Raw genomic sequence first — 21569 nt, forward strand, 5'->3', positions numbered from 1 at the left:
AAGGAATATTCGAGGTATGGCGGCAATGCCGGCGCGGGAAGCTTCGCTTCCTGACGACGGCTGCGGCCCCGGCGGCGCTCAATCCCACGACGGGCGCCTGTATCGAGAGGCAATGGCAAGGAATACGTCGCCCCAGGATTACAATCGGGATTCGGATCGGCGCGGCAGCCAACCAGAGCAGCAGCAATGGGACGACGCCGATTGGGATCCGGATCAGGAAGCGGCGGCGGGCTATCGGGCGCGCCGGCTGTTGTCGCGTTCCAATTCGGGCTTCCATCGCTTCGCTGACGGGTTTGGTCCCTTGCGCCGCTGGCTGGGCGGCGGTCGCTGGGTGAAGCGCGTGGCCGTGGTCGTCGGTGCCCTGGTCGTCATCTTCGTCGGCTGTTTCGGCGCGCTGTGGTGGCGGCTCGGCGCCGGTCCCATCAATCTCGACATTGCGACGCCGTGGCTCGCGGCCGCGATCGAGGACAATATCGGTCACGGCAACACCGTGGAGGTCGGCGGCACGCAGATCGAACGGGCCGGGCGGATCCGAATCGCCGTGCGCATCCGTGATATCGTCGTGCGCGACCACGATCACGTCATTGTCGCCACCGCACCGAAGGCCGAGGTGAAGCTGTCGGGTGCAGGCCTGCTGATGGGGCATCTGCGCGCCGAAAGCCTCAACCTCGTCGATGCCGAGCTCGCGATCCGGATCGCGCCTGACGGTACGGTCACGGTGTCGGCTGGCGACACCGCAAAGCCGCTTGCAACTGGCGTCGCCTCCAAGAAGGACGCGGGGCTGCCGCCGACTTTCCCGCGCAATGGTGTCCCACCGCCGCCATTCGCCACCGGGCCTGCGACCCCCGACGCATCGCAAGCCGCGACCCAGGCCACGGCCCCGACCGGCATTCTTCAGGGCCTCGACTGGCTCGACAGTCTGAGCATGACCGGCCTCGACGGCCAGAATCTCAACGAGATCGGCCTGAAGAACGGCAATCTGATCGTCGACGACCAGCAGCGCGGCAGCAAATGGACGTTTGAGAACATCACGCTCAGCCTGCGCCGACCGAGCCGTGGCGGCGTCGCGCTCAGCCTCGGCGAGGAGGGCGCGCGTCCTTGGTCGTTGCGTGCCACGATCGGCCCCACCGAGAACGGCGTGCGCTCGGTCGATATCCGCGCCGACAAGGTTTCGACCGCCAACATCCTGCTGGCGCTGCGGGTGAAGGATCTCACCTACACCGCCGACCTGCCGCTGACCGGCGAGCTCAAGGGCGAGCTCGGCCGCGACGGCGTGCCGACCTTCTTTCGCGGCAAGATCGCCGTCGGTGCCGGCAACATCATCGACACCGATACGCCGGATTATCCGATGGCGATCGACTCGGCCGAGATCAATGTCGAGTGGGACGCCAATCGGCGGGTGCTGGTCGCTCCGTTCAAGGTCCTCTCGGGCGCGAACCGCCTGACGCTTCTGGCTCATGTCGAGCCACCCAACGGCACCGTCAATGACTGGCAGCTCGGTTTCAGCGGCGGTTCGATCCTGCTCGGCGGCATCGACAACGAGCCGCCGCTGGTCTTCAACCGTATCGCGATCGGCTTCCGCTTCGACACCGACCACAAGAGGCTGCTGTTGACCCAGGCCGACATCTCCAACGGAGAGATCGGCGTCGCCGGCACCGGTGCCATCGACTATTCGGGCGAGCCACGGCTGACATTGGGTTTTGCGGGAACGCCGATGTCGGCCTCGGCGCTCAAGCGGATGTGGCCGACGCTTGTCGTTCCCGAGTTGCGCGAATGGGTGATCGAGCGGATCGAGCGTGGAACGCTCCAGCGCATCGAGATCGGCGTTAACTCGCCGACGAAGAATCTTCCGCGCAAGGGCCCACCCATTCCCGACGACGGCCTGTCCGTCAATATCGTGGCGAGCGGTGTCACGGTTCGCCCTGTCGATGGCCTGCCGGTGGTGCACGATGCCGATTTGAAGGCGCGCGTGACCGGCCGCACCGCGACGGTGAACATCGGGCAGGGCATTGCCGATACGCCGGCGGGCCGCAAGGTCACGATTTCCGACTTCGTCTTCGAGGTGCCCGATATGGCGCCCAAGCCGTCGCCGTCGCGGACCCGGTTCCGTGTCGAGGGTCCGGTGCCCGCAGCCGCCGAAATGCTTTCCAACGATCGCCTGAGCGATCTGTCGTCGACCGTCATCGATCCCAACACCAGCAAGGGGACGTTCTCGGCGAACGTCCAGCTTGGGCTGCCGGTCAAGGGCGAGCTGACCAAAGCCGACACCACCTACAGCGTGACCGCCGATCTCAACGGTTTTGGTGCCGACAAGCTGGTGATGAACCAGAAGCTGGAGGCCAACAACCTCAAGATCGTCGCGAGCAACCAGGGCTATCAGGTCAAGGGCGACGTCAAGATCAACGGGCAGGCGGCCTCGCTCGACTACCGCAAGCCCGCCGAGGGCGATGCGGACGTCAAATTGCAGACCACGCTGGACGATGCGAGCCGCGCGCGTCTCGGGTTCGATCTGGGCCCCGCCGTCAGCGGATCGGTGCCGATCAAGCTGTCGGGTAAGATCGCCGGGGGGCCCGACCAGACGACGAAGCTCGGCATCGAGGCCGACCTGACCTCGGTCAAGCTCGACAACATCCTGCCCGGCTGGGTCAAGTTGCCGGGCAGAGCGGGCAAGGCCAGCTTCAAGGTGGTGCCGACGGCGCAATCGACGCGCCTGGAGGAGATCGTCATCGAAGGCGGCGGCGCCTCGATCAAGGGGTCGATCGAGGTCGATGCCAACGGCGATCTCATGAACGCGAACTTCCCGACTTACGCGCCGTCCGACGGCGACAAGGCGTCGCTGAAGGTGGAGCGCAGCCAGGACGGCGTGGTCAAGGGCACGATGCGCGGCGACGTATTCGACGGCCGCGGCTTCCTGAAATCGGCGATCTCAGGCAATTCCAAGGACGATGCCAAGAGCAAGACGAAGAACGTCGATTTCGACATGGACGTGAAGCTCGGCGCCGTCATGGGTTTCAACGGCGAGGCGATGCGCAGCGTCGAGGCCAAGATGTCGCGGCGCAATGGTGCGGTCAAAGCCTTCACGTTGAGCGGCAGGATCGGAAAAGACACGCCTGTGGCCGCCGATTTGCGCGGCGGCCGCGCCCAAGGCAACCGCGAGGTGATCTATCTCCAGACCAGCGATGCCGGCAACTTCCTGCGCTTCACAGACACCACTAACAAGGTCTTTGGCGGCCAGATGGTGGTGGCCATGGAGCCGCCGACGTCGGAGCCCACGACCCGGGAAGGCCTGATCAATGTGCGCGACTTCTCGGTCAAGGGAATGGATCAACTCGATCGCGTCGCGGCGGGCGCTCCCAACGGGGCGCAGAGCGGCGTGGCCTTTACGGCGATGCGTGCGGAGTTCACGCGGCAGAACGGCGCGCTCACGATCCGCGACGGCGTGGTCAAGGGGCCGATGATCGGCGCCACCATCGAGGGCTCAATCGACTTTCCCGGCAATCAGGTCTGCATGAGCGGCACATTCGTGCCGATGTATGGCGTCAACAACATCTTCGGCCAGATCCCGTTGTTCGGCATCTTCCTCGGCGGCGGCAACAATGAAGGATTGATCGGCGTGACCTACGAGGTCGTCGGCACCCCGGCCGCGCCCGTGATGCGCGTCAATCCGATTTCGGCGATGGCACCCGGTCTGTTCCGCAAGATCTTCGAATTCAACACCGGCAAACAGAACTCGCCGTTCGAGGAATTCCCGTCGCAGTCGAACGATGGTTCGACCGGAACGACGCGCCAGCTCTCGAGCGGCTGCACCCTCGCGCGGCGATAGCGGCGAGCTGACTTCGTCATGCCCGGGCTTGTCCCGGGCATCCACGAACTTTGTTTCCATAAGCGCGCAGAACGTGGATGGCCGGGACAAGCCCGGCCATGACGACGTGCTGCCCGCCTTACGCCGCGCGCACGCCAGCCAGGAAGGTCCCGACTTCGCCGGAGAGCTGCTCGGCCTGCTTGGAGAGGTTCGAGGCCGCGGCGAGCACCATGCCTGCCGCATTGCCGGTCTCGTTCGCTGCCGTGCTGACGCCGCCGATATTGGTGGTGACCTCCTGGGTCGCCTCCGCCGTCTGCGAGACGCTGCGGGCGATCTCGGCGGTGGCGGCGCCTTGCTCCTCGATCGCAGCGCCGATCGAGGTGGCGATCCGGCTGACCTCCTCGATGGTGGCGGTGATGCCGCCGATGGCGTCTACCGCTTCCTTGGTCGCGCCCTGGATCTGGGCGATCTTGTCGCCGATCTCGCGGGTGGCTTCCGCAGTCTGGCTCGCCAGCGACTTCACCTCCGAAGCGACGACCGCAAAGCCGCGGCCGGCTTCACCGGCGCGTGCGGCCTCGATGGTGGCGTTGAGCGCGAGCAGATTGGTCTGCGCCGCGATGCTGGAAATCAGCTCGGCGACATGCTCGATCTGCTGGGCGCCGTCCGAGAGGGCGCGCACGATGGTGTCGGTGCGGCGTGCGCTGTCCACGGCACGGCCGGTGACCACGGCGGATTGCGCGACCTGACGGCTGATCTCGGTGATGGAGGAGGAGAGCTCCTCGGCGGCGGCCGCAACCGTCTGGACGCGCTGGCTGGCTTCGGTGGCGGCCGAGCCGACGACGGCGGCGCGTCGGTTGGTGCCTTCCGCGGTCGACGACATCGACTTGGCGGTGACCTCCAGTTCGCCGGAGCCCGAGGCCATCAGGCCGACGAGCTGGCCGACGGAGGCGTCAAACCGGTCGGCAAGCGAGATCAGCGCGTCACGCTTCTCCTGTTCGCTGCGGGTCTTGGTGGCGACCTGCTCGGCCTCCAGCTTGCGCGCTGTCAGCGCGGTCTGCCTGAGCACTTCGAGGGTCTCGGCCATGCGGCCGATCTCGTCGCCGCGACCGGTCTCCTCGACCGCCGCGTCGATGGCGCCTTCGGAAATGGCCTGCATGCGGTTCTTCTGGCGGTCGAGTGCGCCGAGCACGTCGCGGGCGATCAGCCAGGACAATGTCGCCATCAGCAGCATCAGGCCGATGCCGATCGCCCCCAGCTCAAGCGTCAAGGCTCGCACGTCCGCATCGATGTCGTCGACATAGAGGCCGTAGCTGATCGTCGCGTTCCAGGGCGCGAATTTGCGCGCGAACACGGTCTTGCGGACGGGCTCCGTCTGGCCGGGGCGGGGATAGAGATATGAGGTCACGCCGCCCTGTGCGGTCTCAGCGCCAGCCTTGATAATGGCGTCGGCGATCAGGACGCCATTGGAGTCCTTCGCACCGGTGATCTTGCCTTCGAGCTGCTGGTTGGCGCCGTTGACGATGAGGGACGTATCGGCGTTATAGACCACCGGATAGCCTTGGCCGCCATTGAAGCTCATGCGGCGGCCGCGCTGGTGGAACTGGACCTTCGCTTCGGCCTGCGTCAGCTTGCCGGCGCCGACTTCTTCTTCAAGTGATTGGGCGAGGTTGTGGAGCATATCGACCGCGGTCCGCATCTGCTGGACGCGGTCCTCAAGCATGCGGCTCTTGCTGAGCACGGACGACACCCCGATGATGGCCGTGACCGTGAGTGCCGAAAGACAGACCATGCTGGCGAGCTTGGTGCGGATCTTGAGGTGGCTCAGCAGCTTCATCACGGCCTCGACGGAATGGTTATTGTTGCTCGCGTCGGTAGCATGAAATTCTTACCAATCATGAATGGACGCGTGCGACGGCTGCCGCGCAAGCGGCGTCCGCGAGCCGCATGCGCAAACATCCATGCGGAAATGCGCCACGTGGGCGCATGGCAAGTCAACTGGGAGAAAGATTGTGTGGGTCTTTAGTCCCGACCGAAGCCGGTGGGAGCGGACATGAACCGATTCGGTCATCGCCTCATCATGTCGATGCTGCTGGTCGCGGTCCTCGTCCTCGTCTGGAACGTGCTGGGCTCGCGCTGAGATGGCACCCCTAAATGTTCGGGTGCCATCCCCTTATCCGCGAATCAATTGCTGATGCCTCAGCGCCGCGGGAACGCGCCGCCGGTTGTGCCGCTAGTCCTTGCCCATCGCCGCATCGGCGCTGACCGAGCCGCCGCCGGCTGCCGAGAGATAGAGGCAGGCGAAGCAGAACAGGATCGCCGCGGTGCCACCATTGAGCAGGGGCAGGAACACCGGCGTCTCGCCCTTGAACATGTGGCCCATGAAGTAGGCGAAGGCCATCTCACCCGACAGGATGAATGCCGCGAGGCGGGTGAACAGGCCGATCATCAGCAGCGCGCCAAGCACGAGCTCAAGCGTACCGGCTGCGTAGATGATCGGCGGGATGTTTGCGAAGTAGGGAAGCACCGGAAACTTGAACAGCTTGGCGACGCCGTACTGAAACAGCAGCAGGCCGGTGACGAAACGAAACAGGCTCAAGAGAACCGGTTGAAAGCGAACGAGATAGGGAAAGTTCATTGGTTTGTGCCCTCCATCCAATGCTTGCGACTAGGACCGCATTCAGTTCTGCCCTGCAAGCCGCCCAAGGGCAATTTGCGCTGACATTTTTGTCATGTCGGACAAAACACCGCAGGAGGGACTTTCACCCGCGCACCATCCACATCTTTTGCAGCTGTTCGCGTCGTGCCCATCCGTAATTTCCCGGTGACGCGAATGCCCGCAGGTTACCTCTGAGACACCTACCGCCGCAGGGCGGGCACCACCAGGAACGGGATCATCCCGAGCACTACGCTCGCAAGCGCGAAGGCGAGCAGCGCGTTGTAGCCCTGGGTCGCGTCATGGATCAGGCCGCCGCTCCAGGAGCCGAACGCCGAGCCGAGTCCGCTGCCGATCGAGATCGTGCCGTAGATGGTGCCGACGCGCTTGCCCCCGAAGATCTTCATCGCGGTCGCCGTGATCAGCGGTCCACGTGAGCCCATCATGCTGCCGAAGCAGACCACGAATCCGGTGAGCAGGAGGAGATTGGCGGAGTATTGCAACAGCCACAGCAGGAAGATGCCGAGGATCGAGATCGCGTAGCTGAGCAGCACCGACGGCCGACGTCCGATCAGGCCATCGAGCGCGGACACGCCGAGCATGCCGAACACCAGCACGACGCCGGAGAAGCCCCAGGCGGTCGCGGCCTGCAACGGTGGAAAGCCGGCATCGATCAGATAGGCCACGATCTGGGCGGCAATCGCGTACATGCCGACCGCGGTGAAGAAGAAGGTCGAGAACAGCGCCCAGAAGGCGTGATGGCGCATCGCGCTCGGAAGGGTCCAGCCGTGATCGACGAAATCCGGATCGGTCTTCTTCGCGATATGCGGCGAGCCCGAGGCGAACAGCCGCCATGGCAGCAGCATGAGCGGCACCAGCAGGCCGAGCGCGGCGAAGCCGAACAGCTGGTAGGTTTCGCGCCAACCGAGATGATCGATCAAAAGCTGCGAGGCCGGCAGCAGCGCCAGCACGCCGCCACCCATGGCCGAGTAGACCACCGCCATCGCGGTCGGCAGCTTTGGGCCGAACCAGCGGCCCAGCAGGATCGAGTTCGGCACATTGCCGATGAAGGCGACGCCGATGCCGACGCAGAGCCCGATCGAGAGCTGGAACTGCCAGAGTGACTGCGCGTGGCTTGCGATCAGGAAGGCCGAGCCGAGCAGCAACAGGCCGAGTGCATACACGATGCGCGGTCCGGAATGATCGAACAGCCGCCCGACCAACGGCGCCATCAGTCCGCTGACGAGCCAGGTCAGCGAATAGATTGAGACCACCTGGGCGCGATCCCAGCCAAAGTTTTCCGAGATCGGCTTCAGGAAGACGGTAAAGCTTTCGCTGAGGCCGCGGCCGAGCACGGCGAGTGTGAAGCAGAGCGCGAGCACCACGAGCGCGGTGCGCACGACGCCCTGCGGCGTCGCCGTGACGCGCTCCCTGGTCGCTTGCTTGGACTGTTTCTCGAGCGTGTTCTGGTCCATTGCCGATCAGGGAGCGCGCTTCGGCGCGCCCTGACAAGCAGCAAAACGCTCATACGCCTATGCAGGCCTGAGCAGGATGTGCTTCTTCTTGCCGAACGACAGCTTGATCACGCCTTCCGGCGTCAGGTCGGCCGCCGACAACGCCATCTTCTCGTCGGTGACGGGCTCGTCGTTGACGCGCAGGCCGCCGCCCTTGATCTGGCGCCGTGCTTCGCCGTTAGAGGCAACGAGGCCCGCCTTGACGAAGGCATTGAGCACGCCGAGGCCGGCGTCGAACTCGCCGCGTGGAATTTCCACGGTCGGCAGGCTCTCGGCCAGCGCGCCTTCCTCGAAGGTGCGGCGCGCGGTCTCGGCCGCCTCGTTCGCTGCGTCGCGGCCATGCAGGAGCGCGGTCGCCTCCGTGGCGAGCACCTTCTTGGCCTCGTTGATCTCGGAGCCTCCGAGCGCCTCGAGCTTCCTGATCTCGCTCATCGGCAGCGTCGTGAACAGCTTGAGGAATTTGCCGACGTCGGCATCTTCGGTGTTGCGCCAGTACTGCCAGAAATCATAGGCCGAGAACTGGTCGGCGTTGAGCCAGACCGCGCCTTGTGCGGTCTTGCCCATCTTGACCCCCGATGCCGTCGTCAGCAGCGGCGTCGTCAGCGCATACAGTTGATGGGTGCCCATGCGGCGGCCGAGATCGACGCCCATGATGATGTTGCCCCACTGGTCGGAGCCGCCCATCTGCAAGTTGCAGCCGGTCCGCCTGGCGAGTTCGACATAGTCGTAGGCCTGGCAGATCATATAGTTGAACTCGATGAAGCTCATCTCCTGCTCGCGTTCGAGGCGTAGGCGCACGGAGTCCATGGTCAGCATGCGGTTGACCGAGAAGTGCCGGCCGATGTCGCGCAGCATCTCGATGTAATTGAGCTTTGTCAGCCACTCGGCATTGTCGAGCATGATGGCGTCGCTCTTGCCCTCGCCATAGCGCAGCACTTTTGCGAACACGCCGCGGATCGATTCCTTGTTGGCCTCGATCTCGGCGACGGAGCGGATCGCCCGCGTCTCGTCCTTGCCGGAGGGGTCGCCGACCATGGTGGTGCCGCCGCCCATCAGCGTGATCGGTTTGTTGCCGGATTGCTGCAGCCAGTGCAGCATCATCATGGTCAGGTAGTTGCCGATGTGCAGCGAGCGGGCGGTGCAATCGTAGCCGACATAGGCCGTCACCTCGCCCTTGGCGGCGAGTGCGTCCAGCCCCTCGAAATCGGAGCATTGGTGGATGAATCCACGTTCCTGCAGCGTATTGAGGAAATCCGATTTGAATGCAGTCATTTGTCGGCGTGCCTGACAATTCTTGGTTTACTGTTTCGGGAGCAATTTAAGGGTCTTCCGTGGGAACTCGGTTGCTGCCCGCTACTTTGGCCTGTGGCATTATAAGATGTGTCCCTCTGGCACAAGATCGGCATGCCGGAGGGGGCTTTGAGGATGCTGATCCATGATGTTGACGGCACTCGGTTTGATGAGCGGCACCTCGCTGGACGGGGTGGACGTCGCGCTGATCGAAACCGATGGAAAGCAGGTCAAGGCGTTCGGGCCGTCCGGCTACCGGCCCTATAGTCCGGCGGAGCGCAACCTACTCCGCCAGGCGCTCAGTGAGGCCGTGCACCTGTCGCAACGCGATGCCCGGCCGGGAGTTCTGGCCGAGGCCGAACGCGCGGTGACGCTGGCGCACGCCGAAGCGGTGGCCGCCTTCGTCGCCCAGAACCGGATGAAGCCGGAAGACATCGACATCGTCGGCTTCCACGGCCAGACCGTGCTGCACCGCCCCGAGAAGCGCCTGACCGTGCAGATCGGCGATGCGCCGGCGCTGGCGAGGGCGATCCATATTCCCGTAATGCATGATTTCCGCGCCGCCGACGTCGAGGCCGGCGGGCAGGGCGCGCCATTCGTGCCGGTCTACCACCGGGCGCTCGTCCAGTCGCTGGAGCGCGAAGGGCCGATCGTTGTCGTCAATATCGGCGGCGTCTCCAACATCACCTATATCGACGGCAACGACACGCTGATCGCCTGCGACACCGGTCCCGGCAATGCGCTGCTCGACGATTACATGTACCGCACCATGAATCAGGCGTTCGACGCCGATGGAAAGTTCGCCGCGCTCGGCAAGGTGGACGAAGCCTGGATCGCGCGGGCGCTGGAATTGCCGTTCTTCGCAAGCCCACCGCCGAAATCGCTCGACCGCAACGATTTTGCTGCCCTCAAGCTGGGCGATATCGCGCCGGCCGATGGCGCCGCGACGCTCACCGCCTTCACTGCGGCGGCCATCGCCCGCATCGTCCCGCTGCTGCCACGCAGGCCGCGAAGCTGGATCGTCTGCGGCGGCGGCGCCCGCAACCGGACCATGCTCGAGATGCTGCGGGAGCGCGTGGGGTCCGCCACTGTCGAGGCCGCCGAGACAGTCGGCTGGGCCTCCGACGCCATCGAGGCGCAGGCCTTCGGCTTCCTGGCTGCCCGCGGCCTAAAGGGCCTGCCGCTGTCGTATCCCGCGACCACGGGCGTGCCGATGCCGATGACAGGCGGGGTGATCGCGCGGCCGTGAGGTGATCCTACATCGATACCGTTCAATGCAAATGCATCGAACTTGACGAATGTATGCAAATGCATCTATATTGGATGCAGTTGCATCCAACCGCCGGGATCTTTGCCATGACCGCTTCACTCAAACTGATCAGCCACAAGCTTTGTCCATACGTGCAGCGTGCCGTGATCGCGCTCAACGAGAAGGGCGTCTCGTTCGAACGCATCGACATCGATCTCGCCAACAAGCCGGACTGGTTTCTCAAACTGTCGCCGCTCGGCAAGGTGCCGGTGCTGGTCGTGACGAGCGAGAAGGGCGAGGTCGCGCTGTTCGAGAGCAACGTGATCTGCGAATACATCGAGGAGACGCAAGGCGGCCGAAAACTGCATCCGACTGATGCGCTCGAGCGTGCCGAGCATCGCGCCTGGATGGAGTTCGGCTCGGCTATTCTCGGTGATCTCTGGGGGCTGGAGACCACGACCGACCCGGCGACGTTTGAGAGTAAGCGCCAGGCACTCGTGGCGAAGTTCGCGCGTGTCGAGGCCGCGCTCAGCGCAGGCCCATTCTTTGCCGGCGATGCGTTCAGTCTTGTCGATGCGGTGTTCGCGCCCGTCTTCCGCTATTTCGATGTGTTCGATGAAGTGACCGAACTCGGCATCTTCAAGGATCTGCCGAAGGTGCGCGCGTGGCGCGCCGAGCTGGCAAAGCGTCCGAGCGTCCGTACTGCGGTGGGCGCGGATTATCCGCAATTGTTACGCGCCTTCCTCGTGCGCCACGACGCGCATCTGCTCAAGCTTGCGGCCTGAGCCCACGCCGATGTCGCAATCCATGGCCTGGCTGATGCTGGTGATCGCCGGCGCACTTGATGTCGGTTGGGCGATCTCGATGAAATATGCGGAGGGCTACACGCGCGCTGGATGGAGCATCGTCTCGCTCGTGCTGCTCGCAGCCTTCGTTGTCCTGCTCGGGCGTGCCTTGAAGGTGCTCGAGGTCGGCGTCGCCTATTCGGTGTGGACCGGCATCGGCGCGGCCGGCACCTTCGTCATGGGCGTCGTGCTGTTCGGCGAGACCTTGAGCGCGATGAAACTAGCGGGCATCGCGCTCGTCTTGATGGGAATCGTCGCGCTCAAGCTGGCTTAAAACCGAGCTTTAGTTTGGTAGCCCGGATGGAGCGAAGCGCAATCCGGGGCCTTGTCTCAGCAGATGGAGCTTCCCGGATTTCGCTTCGCTCCATCCGGGCTACAAGGCTCAGCGACGAGGCCTTAGCGCACGTTGGCGAGGCGCATGTCGAGATAGGCGGTGATGGTTTCCATCAGCGGCTCGAGCTTGGCGTCGAAGAAATGATTGGCGCCGGGGATGACCTGTTGGTCGATCACGATGCCCTTCTGCGTCTTCAGCTTTTCAACCAGCGTGTTGACGTCCTTGGGCGGCACCACCGCGTCCTTCTCGCCGTGCACGATGAGCCCAGAGGACGGGCAGGGCGCGAGGAACGAGAAGTCGTAGAGGTTGGCGGGCGGCGCGATCGAGATGAAGCCCTCGACCTCCGGACGGCGCATCAGCAGCTGCATGCCGATCCAGGCGCCGAAGGAGAAGCCGGCAACCCAGCAGGCGCGCGCTTCGGGATTGATGGTCTGCGCCCAGTCGAGCGCCGCGGCCGCGTCCGACAATTCGCCGGTGCCGTGGTCGAACGAGCCTTGGCTGCGGCCGACGCCGCGGAAATTGAATCGCAGCACCGAGAAGCCACGATGCGCGAACGCATAGTAGCACTGGTAGATGATCTGGTGATTCATCGTGCCGTGGAACTGCGGATGCGGGTGCAGGACCATCGCGATCGGCGCGTTCTTCTGCTTGGCCGGATGGTAGCGGCCTTCGAGACGGCCGGCGGGGCCGGTGAAAATAACTTCAGGCATGATGATCTCTTGATTGATCCCTTGAAGACGCTCTTCAACAATCAACCGATTGTGCGGATTTCATCGGCTGCTGGGCCGATCAAGCCGCGAATGGAAGGGTGGAGCGGCGCCCTCGGATGATGCGCGAGCGGCGCGCGGCGAACTGACGCGCGCGTTCTAACATGAGGCGAGGGTCAAAAAGCAAGCATCTTGAACATCGCCCAATGAGCTCAAGAGCTTACCCGGTCATGCCAGTGTCATGCCGACGGCTGCCGGGACCCAACCAGGTGACGGCCAGGATCGGTGGTGTGGCAACAACCAATTGGAATCACGATTGTTTATCGTTTGTCGGGCGATCGCCGGTGGCGATTCACACCGGCTCGGTGCGATCTCGCAGGGAGGCGACCGCGGGCCGATAGCGGCGGCTGCCCCCAAGCGTCTGCCCATTGTCGAATGTGAGCTCGAAATCCCCTGACGGCTTGAAGTCCACGGCGCTCACCCGGTCGAGATTGGCGAGCCTGGTCCGGTGCACGCGCACGATGGCGAAGCGGGCGAGCTCGCTTTCGGTCGCGGCCAACGTGCCGCGGATCAGGTGCTGGATGCCGCTGGCGAGGTTGTATTCGATGTAATTGCCGGCAGAGGCGACCCACAGGATGTCGCGCGGCACGACGCGAATGCGGCTGGTGCCGTCCCGGAGCCAGATCAGATCGGGGGACGACTGCTCCAATGGAACGGCCGGGATGGGCATCGCCGCCCGCACGGCCTTCCGCAGCTCGCGCCGGCTTTCGAGCAGCCAGAGCGTTGCTCCGAGCAGCAAAGCGGTCACGGCATCCTTGCGGAACTCGTATAGGACCGCCGCCAACGAGAAATGGAAGTCGTAGGCACTTCCCGCGAGCCAGAGCAGGGATTTCCGGACCGCTACCATTCCGGTGATGTGGAGGGCCGAGAAGCCAAGCAAGGCGACCGCGGCGATTCCGATCCGAATTGTCAGCGGCCGTGTCTGGCGCATGCGCCGGACGGCCAGCACCAGGATCGGCACCAGCAGCAAGATGACGATGATGCTCGACAGCTCCCAGAACAGTCGCCGGCCAATGTCATAGCTGTCGCCACGCCAGGCGGCGTCCTGCGCGCCGGAGAGCGCATTGACGATCCCGATGGCGAGCGAGACGGCGGCGATCGCGGCGAACATCGTCCCGTCGCCACTGATCCCGCCGGGCCAACCGCTCGTCCCGGACCCCGACGCCTCGTCCCCTCGCGCCCGGTCCTGATCCCAAACCGTCTCGACACGCTCCGTTTCGGGGGCATTTTGGCCGTCAGCCATGGCCCAAAACCCGTGTTTGCCGTCCCGCCGAGGAGCAGAGAACCATGTCAACACCGCAACAAATTTCGACTTCGGAACGACGCATCGATCTGGATTGGGTGCGGATTTTAGCGTTCGGGCTCTTGATCTTCTACCACGTCGGCATGCTCTACGTGTGCTGGGGGTTTCACATCAAGAGCGAGCACCGGCTGACTTGGCTCGAGCCCCTGATGCTGGTCATCAATCCCTGGCGGCTGTCGCTGTTGTTTCTGGTTTCCGGCGTCGCCACCCGTTTCATGCTGGGCAAGTACAACCTCGGTGCCTTCGTCCGCACGCGCTCGGCACGACTCCTGATCCCACTGATCTTTGGCATGTTCGTGATCGTGCCGCCGCAGTCCTACCTCCAGATCGTTGAGAGCCTCGGTTACCCCGCCGGCTTCGCCGATTTTTACGTCCGGCACTATCTGGCGTTCGGAGCGCAATTCTGCCCGAACCCCTGTATCGTGCTGCCGACCTGGAACCATCTCTGGTTCGTAGTCTATCTATGGGTCTACACCGTCGCGCTGGCCGGCGTGCTCTGGCTGCGGCCCATGCTGGCCGATCGGCTCGGCCCGAGACTGGCTGTCCTCCTCACCGGACCCGGGCTGCTGGTCCTGCCGTGCCTTTTGTTCGCGGCCTGGCGCTTGTTCCTGTTTCCGGCCTTCCCGTCGACGCACGCGCTGTTCGGCGACTGGTACAATCATGCGGACCATGCGACCGCGTTCCTGATTGGCTTCCTGCTGGCGAAAGAGGGCGGTATCTGGCGCGATATCGAACGGCAGCGCTGGATTGCGCTCGCAGTTGCCGCAAGCCTGTTCGTCCTGTTCATTCTGCTTCGTGCCGGCCTGGTCGAGCCATCGCCGATGCTGAGATGGTTCGCGAGCTCGGCCTATGGCTGCTACCAATGGCTGGCGATGGCGGCGGTGCTCGGCTTTGCGCGACGCCACCTGACGGCCGACGGCCCCGTGCGCCGCTATCTGACCGATGCGATCTTTCCCTATTACATCGTGCATCAGACCGCGATCATCATGATCGCGCACGCATTGCAGGGCAGCGGGCTATCAGCCGGAAGCGAAGCCGCCATCGTAATATCAGGCACCGCGCTCACTTGCCTCGTCGCCTACGAGATCGCGCGTCGGATCGCCTGGCTACGGCCACGGTTTGGCCTCCGGACAGAGGTCCGATCCTCGGCCGGAATTGCGCAGCAACAGCCGGCCTGATGTGCGGCGGCTGCCGATTGGCGCGAGGGTAAAAGATGCTAAGAGGGCGCCATGCCGAGCCGCGTCTATCTCGACTGGAATGCGACCACGCCGCTGCGCGCCGAGGCGCGCGCAGCGATGCTGGCCGCCTACGAGCTGATCGGCAATCCGTCCTCGGTTCATGCCGAGGGGCGACAGGCGCGGCGGCTGGTCGAGGACGCTCGTGCCGTCCTCGCCGCAGCCGTAGGCGCGCTGCCGCGGAACGTCGTCTTCACCTCCACCGGAACCGAAGCCAACGCGCTGGCGCTGTCGCCGGGCCTGCGGGGGCCGTCTGGAGGGCCTGTTGAGCGGCTTCTGGTCTCGGCCGTCGAGCATGCTTCGGTATTGGCAGGCGGCCGGTTCCCGGCAGATGAGATCGGTCAGATCAGGGTCACGCCCTCCGGCGTGATCGACCTCGATCATTTGAAGGCGCTGCTCAGCGAGGGCCCGCCGGCGTTGGTCTCCGTCATGGCCGCCAATAATGAGACGGGCGCGCTGCAGCCGGTCACTGACGTCGCGGGAATCGTTCACGGGGCCGGCGGCCTCCTGCACGTCGATGCAATCCAGGCGCTTGGAAAAATCCCTTTTGATATTAAGGTGATCGGCGCGGACCTTGCGACCTTTTCTGCGCACAAGATCGGCGGCCCCAAGGGGGTCGGCGCGCTGGTCGTGGCCGACGGCGGGGCCGGACTTGAGCCGGTGCTGCGGGGCGGCGGGCAGGAGCTGAACCGGCGCGCCGGAACCGAGAATGTCGCCGGCATTGCCGGCTTTGGAGCATCCGTGCGGGTTGCCCTTCAGGCTTTTCCGGAGGATGCGGAGCGCATGGCAACCCTCAGAGATCGCTTGGAAAATGGCATTCGCTCCATGGCCGGCGCAACGGTCTTCTCAGATGACATCAGGCGATTGCCAAATACCGTTCTTTTCACTGCTCCCGGCTTGAAAGCCGAGACCGCGGTGATCGGCTTTGACCTCGAAGGCATCGCGGTATCCTCGGGTTCCGCCTGTTCCTCGGGCAAGGTGCAGCCGTCCCACGTGCTGTCGGCGATGGGGTATGATCCCACCGTCGCCCAGGGAGCGGTGCGTCTCAGTCTGGGCTGGTCCACGGAGCCGGATGACATCAACAGGGCGTTAGAGGCTTGGCGAAAGCTCGGTAATACCCTACTTAAGGGATAAGCGATGAAACACGGCTTGAACGGTTCTAAGCGCGTGCGTCCCGCCAAGAAACATCGTAATAGTCGTCCGAGTTTGATGATCCACCGCGGTCCTTGAAACCGCGAGCGGAGGATAGAATGCCAGCCGTGCAAGAGACGGTCGAGCGCGTGAAGCGCATCGACGTCGATCAGTATCGTTATGGGTTTGAGACCCTGATCGAGTCCGACAAGGCCCCCAAGGGGTTGTCGGAAGAGACCGTCAAGTTCATCTCCGAGAAGAAGAACGAACCCGCCTGGATGCTCCAGTGGCGGCTCGAGGCCTATCGGCGCTGGCTGACCATGACCGAGCCGACCTGGGCCCGCGTCGACTATCCCAAGATCGACTTCCAGGACCTCTATTACTATTCGGCTCCCAAGCCGAAGAAGACGATCACCTCGCTCGACGAGATCGATCCCGAGATTCTGAAGACCTACGAGAAGCTCGGCATTCCCTTGCGGGAAGTCGCCATGCTCGAAGGCGTCGAGCCGAAGCCCGGCGAGGAAGACCCCAACAGGCGCAAGATCGCGGTCGACGCCGTGTTCGATTCTGTCTCGGTTGCGACCACCTTCAAGGCCGAGCTGAAGAAGGCCGGCGTGATCTTCATGCCGATCTCGGAGGCGATCCGCGAGCATCCCGAGCTGGTGCAGAAATATCTGGGATCCGTGGTGCCGACCTCGGACAATTTCTATGCGACGCTGAACTCGGCGGTGTTTTCGGACGGCTCGTTCGTCTACGTGCCGCCGGGCGTGCGCTGCCCGATGGAGCTGTCCACCTATTTCCGCATCAACGAACGCAACACCGGCCAGTTCGAGCGCACGCTGATCATCGCCGACAAGGGCTCCTACGTCTCCTATCTCGAGGGCTGCACCGCGCCGCAGCGCGACGAGAACCAGCTGCACGCGGCCGTGGTCGAGCTCGTCACGCACGACGACGCCGAGATCAAATATTCGACGGTTCAGAACTGGTACCCGGGCAATTCGGAAGGCAAGGGCGGCATCTACAATTTCGTCACCAAGCGGGGTGACTGCCGCGGCAACAATTCCAAGATCTCCTGGACCCAGGTCGAGACCGGTTCGGCGATCACCTGGAAGTATCCGAGCTGCATCCTGCGCGGCGACAATTCGCGTGGTGAATTCTACTCGATCGCGATCTCGAACGGCTATCAGCAGGTCGACTCGGGCACCAAGATGATCCATCTCGGCAAGAACACGTCGAGCCGCATCATCTCCAAGGGCATCGCCGCCGGCAAGTCGCAGAACACCTATCGCGGGCTCGTCACGGCGCATCGCAAGGCGACCGGCGCGCGCAACTTCACCGCCTGCGATTCGCTATTGATCGGCGACAAATGCGGCGCGCACACCGTGCCCTACATCGAAGCCAAGAACTCGTCGGCGACGTTCGAACACGAGGCCACCACGTCCAAGATCTCCGAGGACGTGCTGTTCTACTGCATCCAGCGCGGCCTCACGCAGGAGGAGGCGGTCGGCCTCGTCGTCAACGGCTTCGTCAAGGACGTGCTGCAGCAACTGCCGATGGAGTTCGCGGTGGAAGCGCAGAAGCTGATCTCGATCTCGCTCGAAGGATCGGTCGGCTAGCGCCGGCCTCATCCTGAGGAGGCCACGTAAGCGGCCGTCTCGAAGGATGAATATGGAAAGATTGTTGGCCTCGATCCTTCGAGACGCGCCTGCGGCGCTCCTCAGGATGAGGAGATAGATGGAAACAAGATATGGCTTTGCTCGAAGTGAAAGACCTCAAGGTTCGTGTCGAGGAGCGTGAGATACTCCATGGGCTGACGCTGACCGTGAACGAGGGCGAGATCCACGCGATCATGGGGCCGAACGGCTCCGGTAAGTCGACCCTGTCGCACGTCATCGCCGGCAAGCCCGGTTACGAGGTCACCGACGGCGAGATCCTGTTCAAGGGCGAAGACCTGCTCGCGATGGCCCCGAACGAGCGCGCCGCCAAGGGCGTGTTCCTGGCGTTTCAGTATCCGGTCGAGATTCCCGGCGTCTCCACCATGAATTTCCTGCGCACCGCGCTGAACGCGCAGCGCAAGGCGCGCGGCGAGAGCGAATATTCGACGCCGGACTTTTTGAAGAAAGTCCGCGACGTCTCGAAGTCGTTGAACATCCCGCAGGACATGCTCAAGCGCGGCGTCAATGTCGGCTTCTCCGGCGGCGAGAAGAAGCGCAACGAGGTGCTGCAGATGGCGCTGTTCGAGCCGAGCCTGTGCATCCTCGACGAGATGGATTCCGGCCTCGACATCGACGCGCTGCGCATCGCAGCCGACGGCGTCAACGCGCTGCATTCGCCCAAGCGCGCGATGGTCGTCATCACCCACTATCAGCGGCTGCTCAACTACATCGTGCCTGACGTCGTGCACGTGATGTCGAAGGGCCGTGTCGTGAAGAGCGGTGCCAAGGACCTGGCGCTGGAGCTGGAGTCGTCCGGCTACGCCCAGTACGAGGACGCGTAAGGAATTTTGCGATGAACGTTGCTGTGGCAAAGACCGGAAACGGCCGCGCGGTGAGCGATCTGTTCGCCAGCGCCGAAGGCCGTCTGCCGGGTTCGCCTTCCGTGATCGCCGTGCGGCGCGAGGCGTTCGAGACCTATGAGCGTCTCGGCCTGCCGCACCGCCGGATCGAGGAATGGAAATACACCGATCTGCGCGCGCTGGTCGGCGAGGTGCTGCCGCTTGCGGCTGCACCCGATGCGGCTGCGTTGAAGCGCGCTGCGGACGCCGTGAAAGCGCACGCGATCGCGGGCGCCCGCAAGCTGGTGCTGGTGGACGGCGTGTTCGCTGCCGACCTCTCCGACGTCAAGGCGCTGGCCTCCGAGGTGAGCGTTAAGACCTTGCGGGAGACGCTGGACAAAGATTCCGGTCTGTTGAAGACCGCGGCAACCGATGCGGTGATCGCGCTGAACGCGGCGATGGCCACCGACGGTGTCGTGCTTGATATCGCCGACGGCGTGCAGCTCTCCGCGCCGATCCAGATCATCCACATCGCGATCACCTCTTCCGCGTCGACGTTCACCCGCTCGCAGGTCGCGGTCGGGAAGGGCGCTCGTGCCACCATCATCGAGAGCTTCGTCGCGGCCGGCGCCAAGGCTTACCAGGTCAGCGATGCCGTCATCCTCTCGGTCGGCGACAACGCCGACGTCGCGCATATCCGCCTGATGGATGATTCGCCGGATGCGGTGAACATCACCTCGCAGTTCGTCACGGTCGGTGCGAACACGAAGCTGAATTTCTTCAACATGACCACCGGTGCTGCGGTCAGCCGCCTGCAAGGCTTCATCACGCTGGCGGGCGAGGGCAGCGAACTCTCGGTCAACGGCGTGAACCTGTTGCAGAAGACCGAGCATGGCGACACCACACTGGTGGTCGACCACGCCGTGCCGAATTGTGTGAGCCGCGAGGTCTTCCGCGCCGTGATCGACGACCGTGCGCATTCGGTGTTCCAGGGCCGCATCATCGTTCGTCCCGATGCACAGAAGACCGACGGCAAGATGATGATCCGCGCGCTGCTGCTCTCGGACGAAGCGGAAGCCGACAATAAGCCCGAGCTCGAGATTTTCGCTGACGACGTCTCCTGCGGGCATGGCGCCACCGCCGGCGCGCTCGACGACAGCCTGTTGTTCTATCTGAAGGCGCGCGGCCTGCCCGAGAAGCAGGCCCAGGCGCTGCTGATCCAGGCTTTCGTCGGCGAGGCGATCGAGCAGATCGCCGACGATGATCTGCGCGAGCACGTGATCGGCATTGCCGAGCGCTGGCTGGAGCGGCGCCAATGAGCACGCATCCGGCAGTCAAGAACGGCTCTTACGACGTCGCGCGCGTGCGCCAGGATTTTCCGGCGCTGGCCATGCAGATCTACGGCAAGCCGCTGGTCTATCTCGATAACGCGGCTTCTGCGCAGAAGCCGAGCGCCGTGCTCGATCGCATGACGCAGGCCTACACCTCCGAATACGCCAACGTGCACCGCGGCCTGCATTATCTCGCCAACGCCGCGACCGAAGCCTATGAGGGCGGCCGCACCAAGGTGGCGCAGTTCATCAACGCTGCGCGGACCGAGGAAGTGATCTTCACCCGCAATGCGACCGAGGCAATCAACCTCGTCGCCTCGTCCTGGGGTGAACCGAACATCAAAGAAGGCGACGAGATCGTCATCTCGATCATGGAGCACCACTCCAACATCGTGCCCTGGCATTTCCTCAGGGAACGCCATGGTGCCGTGATCAAATGGGCGCCGGTCGACGACGAGGGCAATTTCCTCATCGAGGAATTCGAGAAGCTCCTGACATCGAAGACCAAGCTGGTCGCGATCACGCAGATGTCGAATGCGCTCGGCACCATCGTTCCGGTCAAGGACGTCGTGAAGATCGCTCACGCCCGCGGCATCCCCGTGCTGGTCGACGGCAGCCAGGGCGCCGTGCATCTGCCCGTCGATGTCCAGGACCTCGGCTGCGACTTCTACGTCTTCACCGGCCACAAGGTCTACGGTCCGACCGGCATCGGCGTGCTCTGGGCCAAGTACGACCACCTCGTCGCGATGCGTCCGTTTAACGGCGGCGGCGAGATGATTCGCGAAGTCTCGCGCGACATCGTCACCTATGGCGATCCCCCGCACAAATTCGAGGCCGGCACGCCGGCGATCGTCGAGGCCGTCGGGCTTGGCGCCGCCATCGACTACGTCAATTCGATCGGCAAGGAGCGTATCGCCGCGCACGAGCACGATCTCGTCACCTACGCCCAGGACAAGCTGCGCGAGATCAACTCGCTGCGGCTGATCGGCACGGCACGGGGCAAGGGCCCGGTGATCTCTTTTGAGCTCAAGGGCGCCCACGCCCATGACGTCGCCACCGTGATCGACCGCCAGGGCATCGCGGTGCGCGCCGGCACCCATTGCGTGATGCCGCTTTTAGAGCGGTTCAACGTCACAGCCACATGCCGGGCGTCGTTCGGCATGTATAATACGCGGGAAGAAGTCGATCATCTGGCACAGGCGCTGTTGAAGGCGCGGGATTTGTTCGCATGAGTGACACGGCCGAAATCAAAGCCAATCCGATGGAAACCCAGTCGGCGCTGCCGCCTGAGGAGACCGAGCGTTTGACCACCGAGATCATCGCCGGGCTCAAGACCGTGTTCGACCCGGAAATCCCGGCCGATATCTACGAGCTCGGCCTGATCTACAAGGTCGAGATCAAGGACGATCGTTCCGTCGACGTGAAAATGACCCTGACGACGCCGAATTGTCCGGCCGCCGGCGAGTTGCCGACGATGGTCGAGAACGCGGTCGCCAGCGTCCCCGGCGTCGGCGTAGTCGACGTCAAGGTGGTCTGGGAGCCGGCCTGGACGCCGGAACGCATGAGCGACGAGGCCCGCCTCGTGCTCAACATGTGGTGACGCGTAACCCTGGCTTTAGAT

At 63.9% G+C, this 21569-nt stretch carries 17 protein-coding genes; 11 read left to right on the top strand and 6 right to left on the bottom strand.

Annotated features, from left to right (window positions below):
* The first annotated feature begins 25 nt into the window (after positions 1-25).
* Positions 26-3823, top strand: coding sequence for a DUF3971 domain-containing protein (locus IVB41_RS20875; RefSeq protein WP_247434880.1), 3798 nt, complete (start codon positions 26-28; stop codon positions 3821-3823).
* Positions 3824-3941: 118 nt separating this feature from the next.
* Here IVB41_RS20875 and IVB41_RS20880 read toward each other — a convergent pair whose 3' ends face one another.
* The 4 genes from IVB41_RS20880 to tyrS form a co-directional block, all read right to left on the bottom strand.
* On the bottom strand, positions 3942-5636 hold the full coding sequence (locus IVB41_RS20880) for a methyl-accepting chemotaxis protein (protein WP_247286219.1): 1695 nt from the start codon (positions 5634-5636) through the stop codon (positions 3942-3944).
* Positions 5637-6032: 396 nt separating this feature from the next.
* Positions 6033-6437, bottom strand: coding sequence for a DoxX family protein (locus IVB41_RS20885; protein ID WP_247286218.1), 405 nt, complete (start codon positions 6435-6437; stop codon positions 6033-6035).
* A 221-nt stretch (positions 6438-6658) separates the two neighbouring features.
* Complete coding sequence (locus tag IVB41_RS20890; RefSeq protein WP_247434418.1) at positions 6659-7930, bottom strand: MFS transporter; 1272 nt, start codon at positions 7928-7930, stop codon at positions 6659-6661.
* 57 nt (positions 7931-7987) lie between these two features.
* A complete protein-coding gene (tyrS, locus tag IVB41_RS20895) occupies positions 7988-9241 on the bottom strand; it encodes a tyrosine--tRNA ligase (RefSeq protein WP_027569852.1) in 1254 nt (417 codons plus the stop codon).
* 163 nt (positions 9242-9404) lie between these two features.
* On the opposite strand from tyrS, the gene IVB41_RS20900 reads away from it, so the two are divergent.
* The 3 genes from IVB41_RS20900 to IVB41_RS20910 all read left to right on the top strand — a co-directional run bounded on the left by IVB41_RS20900 (position 9405) and on the right by IVB41_RS20910 (position 11627).
* Positions 9405-10508, top strand: coding sequence for an anhydro-N-acetylmuramic acid kinase (locus IVB41_RS20900; protein WP_247434421.1), 1104 nt, complete (start codon positions 9405-9407; stop codon positions 10506-10508).
* Positions 10509-10615: 107 nt separating this feature from the next.
* Positions 10616-11293: a glutathione S-transferase family protein gene (locus tag IVB41_RS20905; protein ID WP_247434424.1), complete on the top strand. Its 678-nt coding sequence runs from the start codon at positions 10616-10618 to the stop codon at positions 11291-11293.
* A 10-nt stretch (positions 11294-11303) separates the two neighbouring features.
* Complete coding sequence (locus IVB41_RS20910; protein ID WP_247286213.1) at positions 11304-11627, top strand: multidrug efflux SMR transporter; 324 nt, start codon at positions 11304-11306, stop codon at positions 11625-11627.
* A gap of 122 nt (positions 11628-11749) precedes the next feature.
* On the opposite strand, the gene IVB41_RS20915 is transcribed toward IVB41_RS20910, so the two are convergent.
* Positions 11750-12397: an alpha/beta hydrolase gene (locus IVB41_RS20915; protein ID WP_007591562.1), complete on the bottom strand. Its 648-nt coding sequence runs from the start codon at positions 12395-12397 to the stop codon at positions 11750-11752.
* Between the two features lie 349 nt (positions 12398-12746).
* Positions 12747-13565, bottom strand: coding sequence for a LytTR family DNA-binding domain-containing protein (locus IVB41_RS20920; RefSeq protein ID WP_247434427.1), 819 nt, complete (start codon positions 13563-13565; stop codon positions 12747-12749).
* Positions 13566-13741: 176 nt separating this feature from the next.
* On the opposite strand from IVB41_RS20920, the gene IVB41_RS20925 reads away from it, so the two are divergent.
* The 7 genes from IVB41_RS20925 to IVB41_RS20955 all read left to right on the top strand — a co-directional run bounded on the left by IVB41_RS20925 (position 13742) and on the right by IVB41_RS20955 (position 21548).
* Positions 13742-14935, top strand: coding sequence for an acyltransferase family protein (locus IVB41_RS20925; protein ID WP_247434430.1), 1194 nt, complete (start codon positions 13742-13744; stop codon positions 14933-14935).
* Positions 14936-14986: 51 nt separating this feature from the next.
* A complete protein-coding gene (locus IVB41_RS20930; protein ID WP_247434433.1) occupies positions 14987-16126 on the top strand; it encodes a cysteine desulfurase family protein in 1140 nt (379 codons plus the stop codon).
* A 116-nt stretch (positions 16127-16242) separates the two neighbouring features.
* On the top strand, positions 16243-17739 hold the full coding sequence (gene sufB, locus IVB41_RS20935) for a Fe-S cluster assembly protein SufB (protein WP_027569858.1): 1497 nt from the start codon (positions 16243-16245) through the stop codon (positions 17737-17739).
* Between the two features lie 131 nt (positions 17740-17870).
* Complete coding sequence (gene sufC / locus IVB41_RS20940; protein ID WP_027569859.1) at positions 17871-18620, top strand: Fe-S cluster assembly ATPase SufC; 750 nt, start codon at positions 17871-17873, stop codon at positions 18618-18620.
* An 11-nt stretch (positions 18621-18631) separates the two neighbouring features.
* Positions 18632-19936, top strand: a complete 1305-nt coding sequence (gene sufD / locus IVB41_RS20945) for a Fe-S cluster assembly protein SufD (RefSeq protein ID WP_247434436.1) — start codon at positions 18632-18634, stop codon at positions 19934-19936.
* Entirely contained in the window at positions 19933-21180 is a 1248-nt protein-coding gene (locus IVB41_RS20950) for a cysteine desulfurase (RefSeq protein WP_247408656.1), read from the top strand. Before sufD ends, IVB41_RS20950 begins: the two co-directional genes overlap by 4 nt.
* Positions 21177-21548, top strand: coding sequence for an SUF system Fe-S cluster assembly protein (locus IVB41_RS20955; RefSeq protein ID WP_027569862.1), 372 nt, complete (start codon positions 21177-21179; stop codon positions 21546-21548). The genes IVB41_RS20950 and IVB41_RS20955 overlap by 4 nt, the downstream gene beginning before the upstream one ends.
* The last annotated feature ends 21 nt before the right edge of the window (positions 21549-21569 follow it).

The organism is Bradyrhizobium sp. 44 (genome assembly GCF_023073095.1).
In the GTDB taxonomy this organism is placed as follows: Bacteria; Pseudomonadota; Alphaproteobacteria; order Rhizobiales; family Xanthobacteraceae; genus Bradyrhizobium.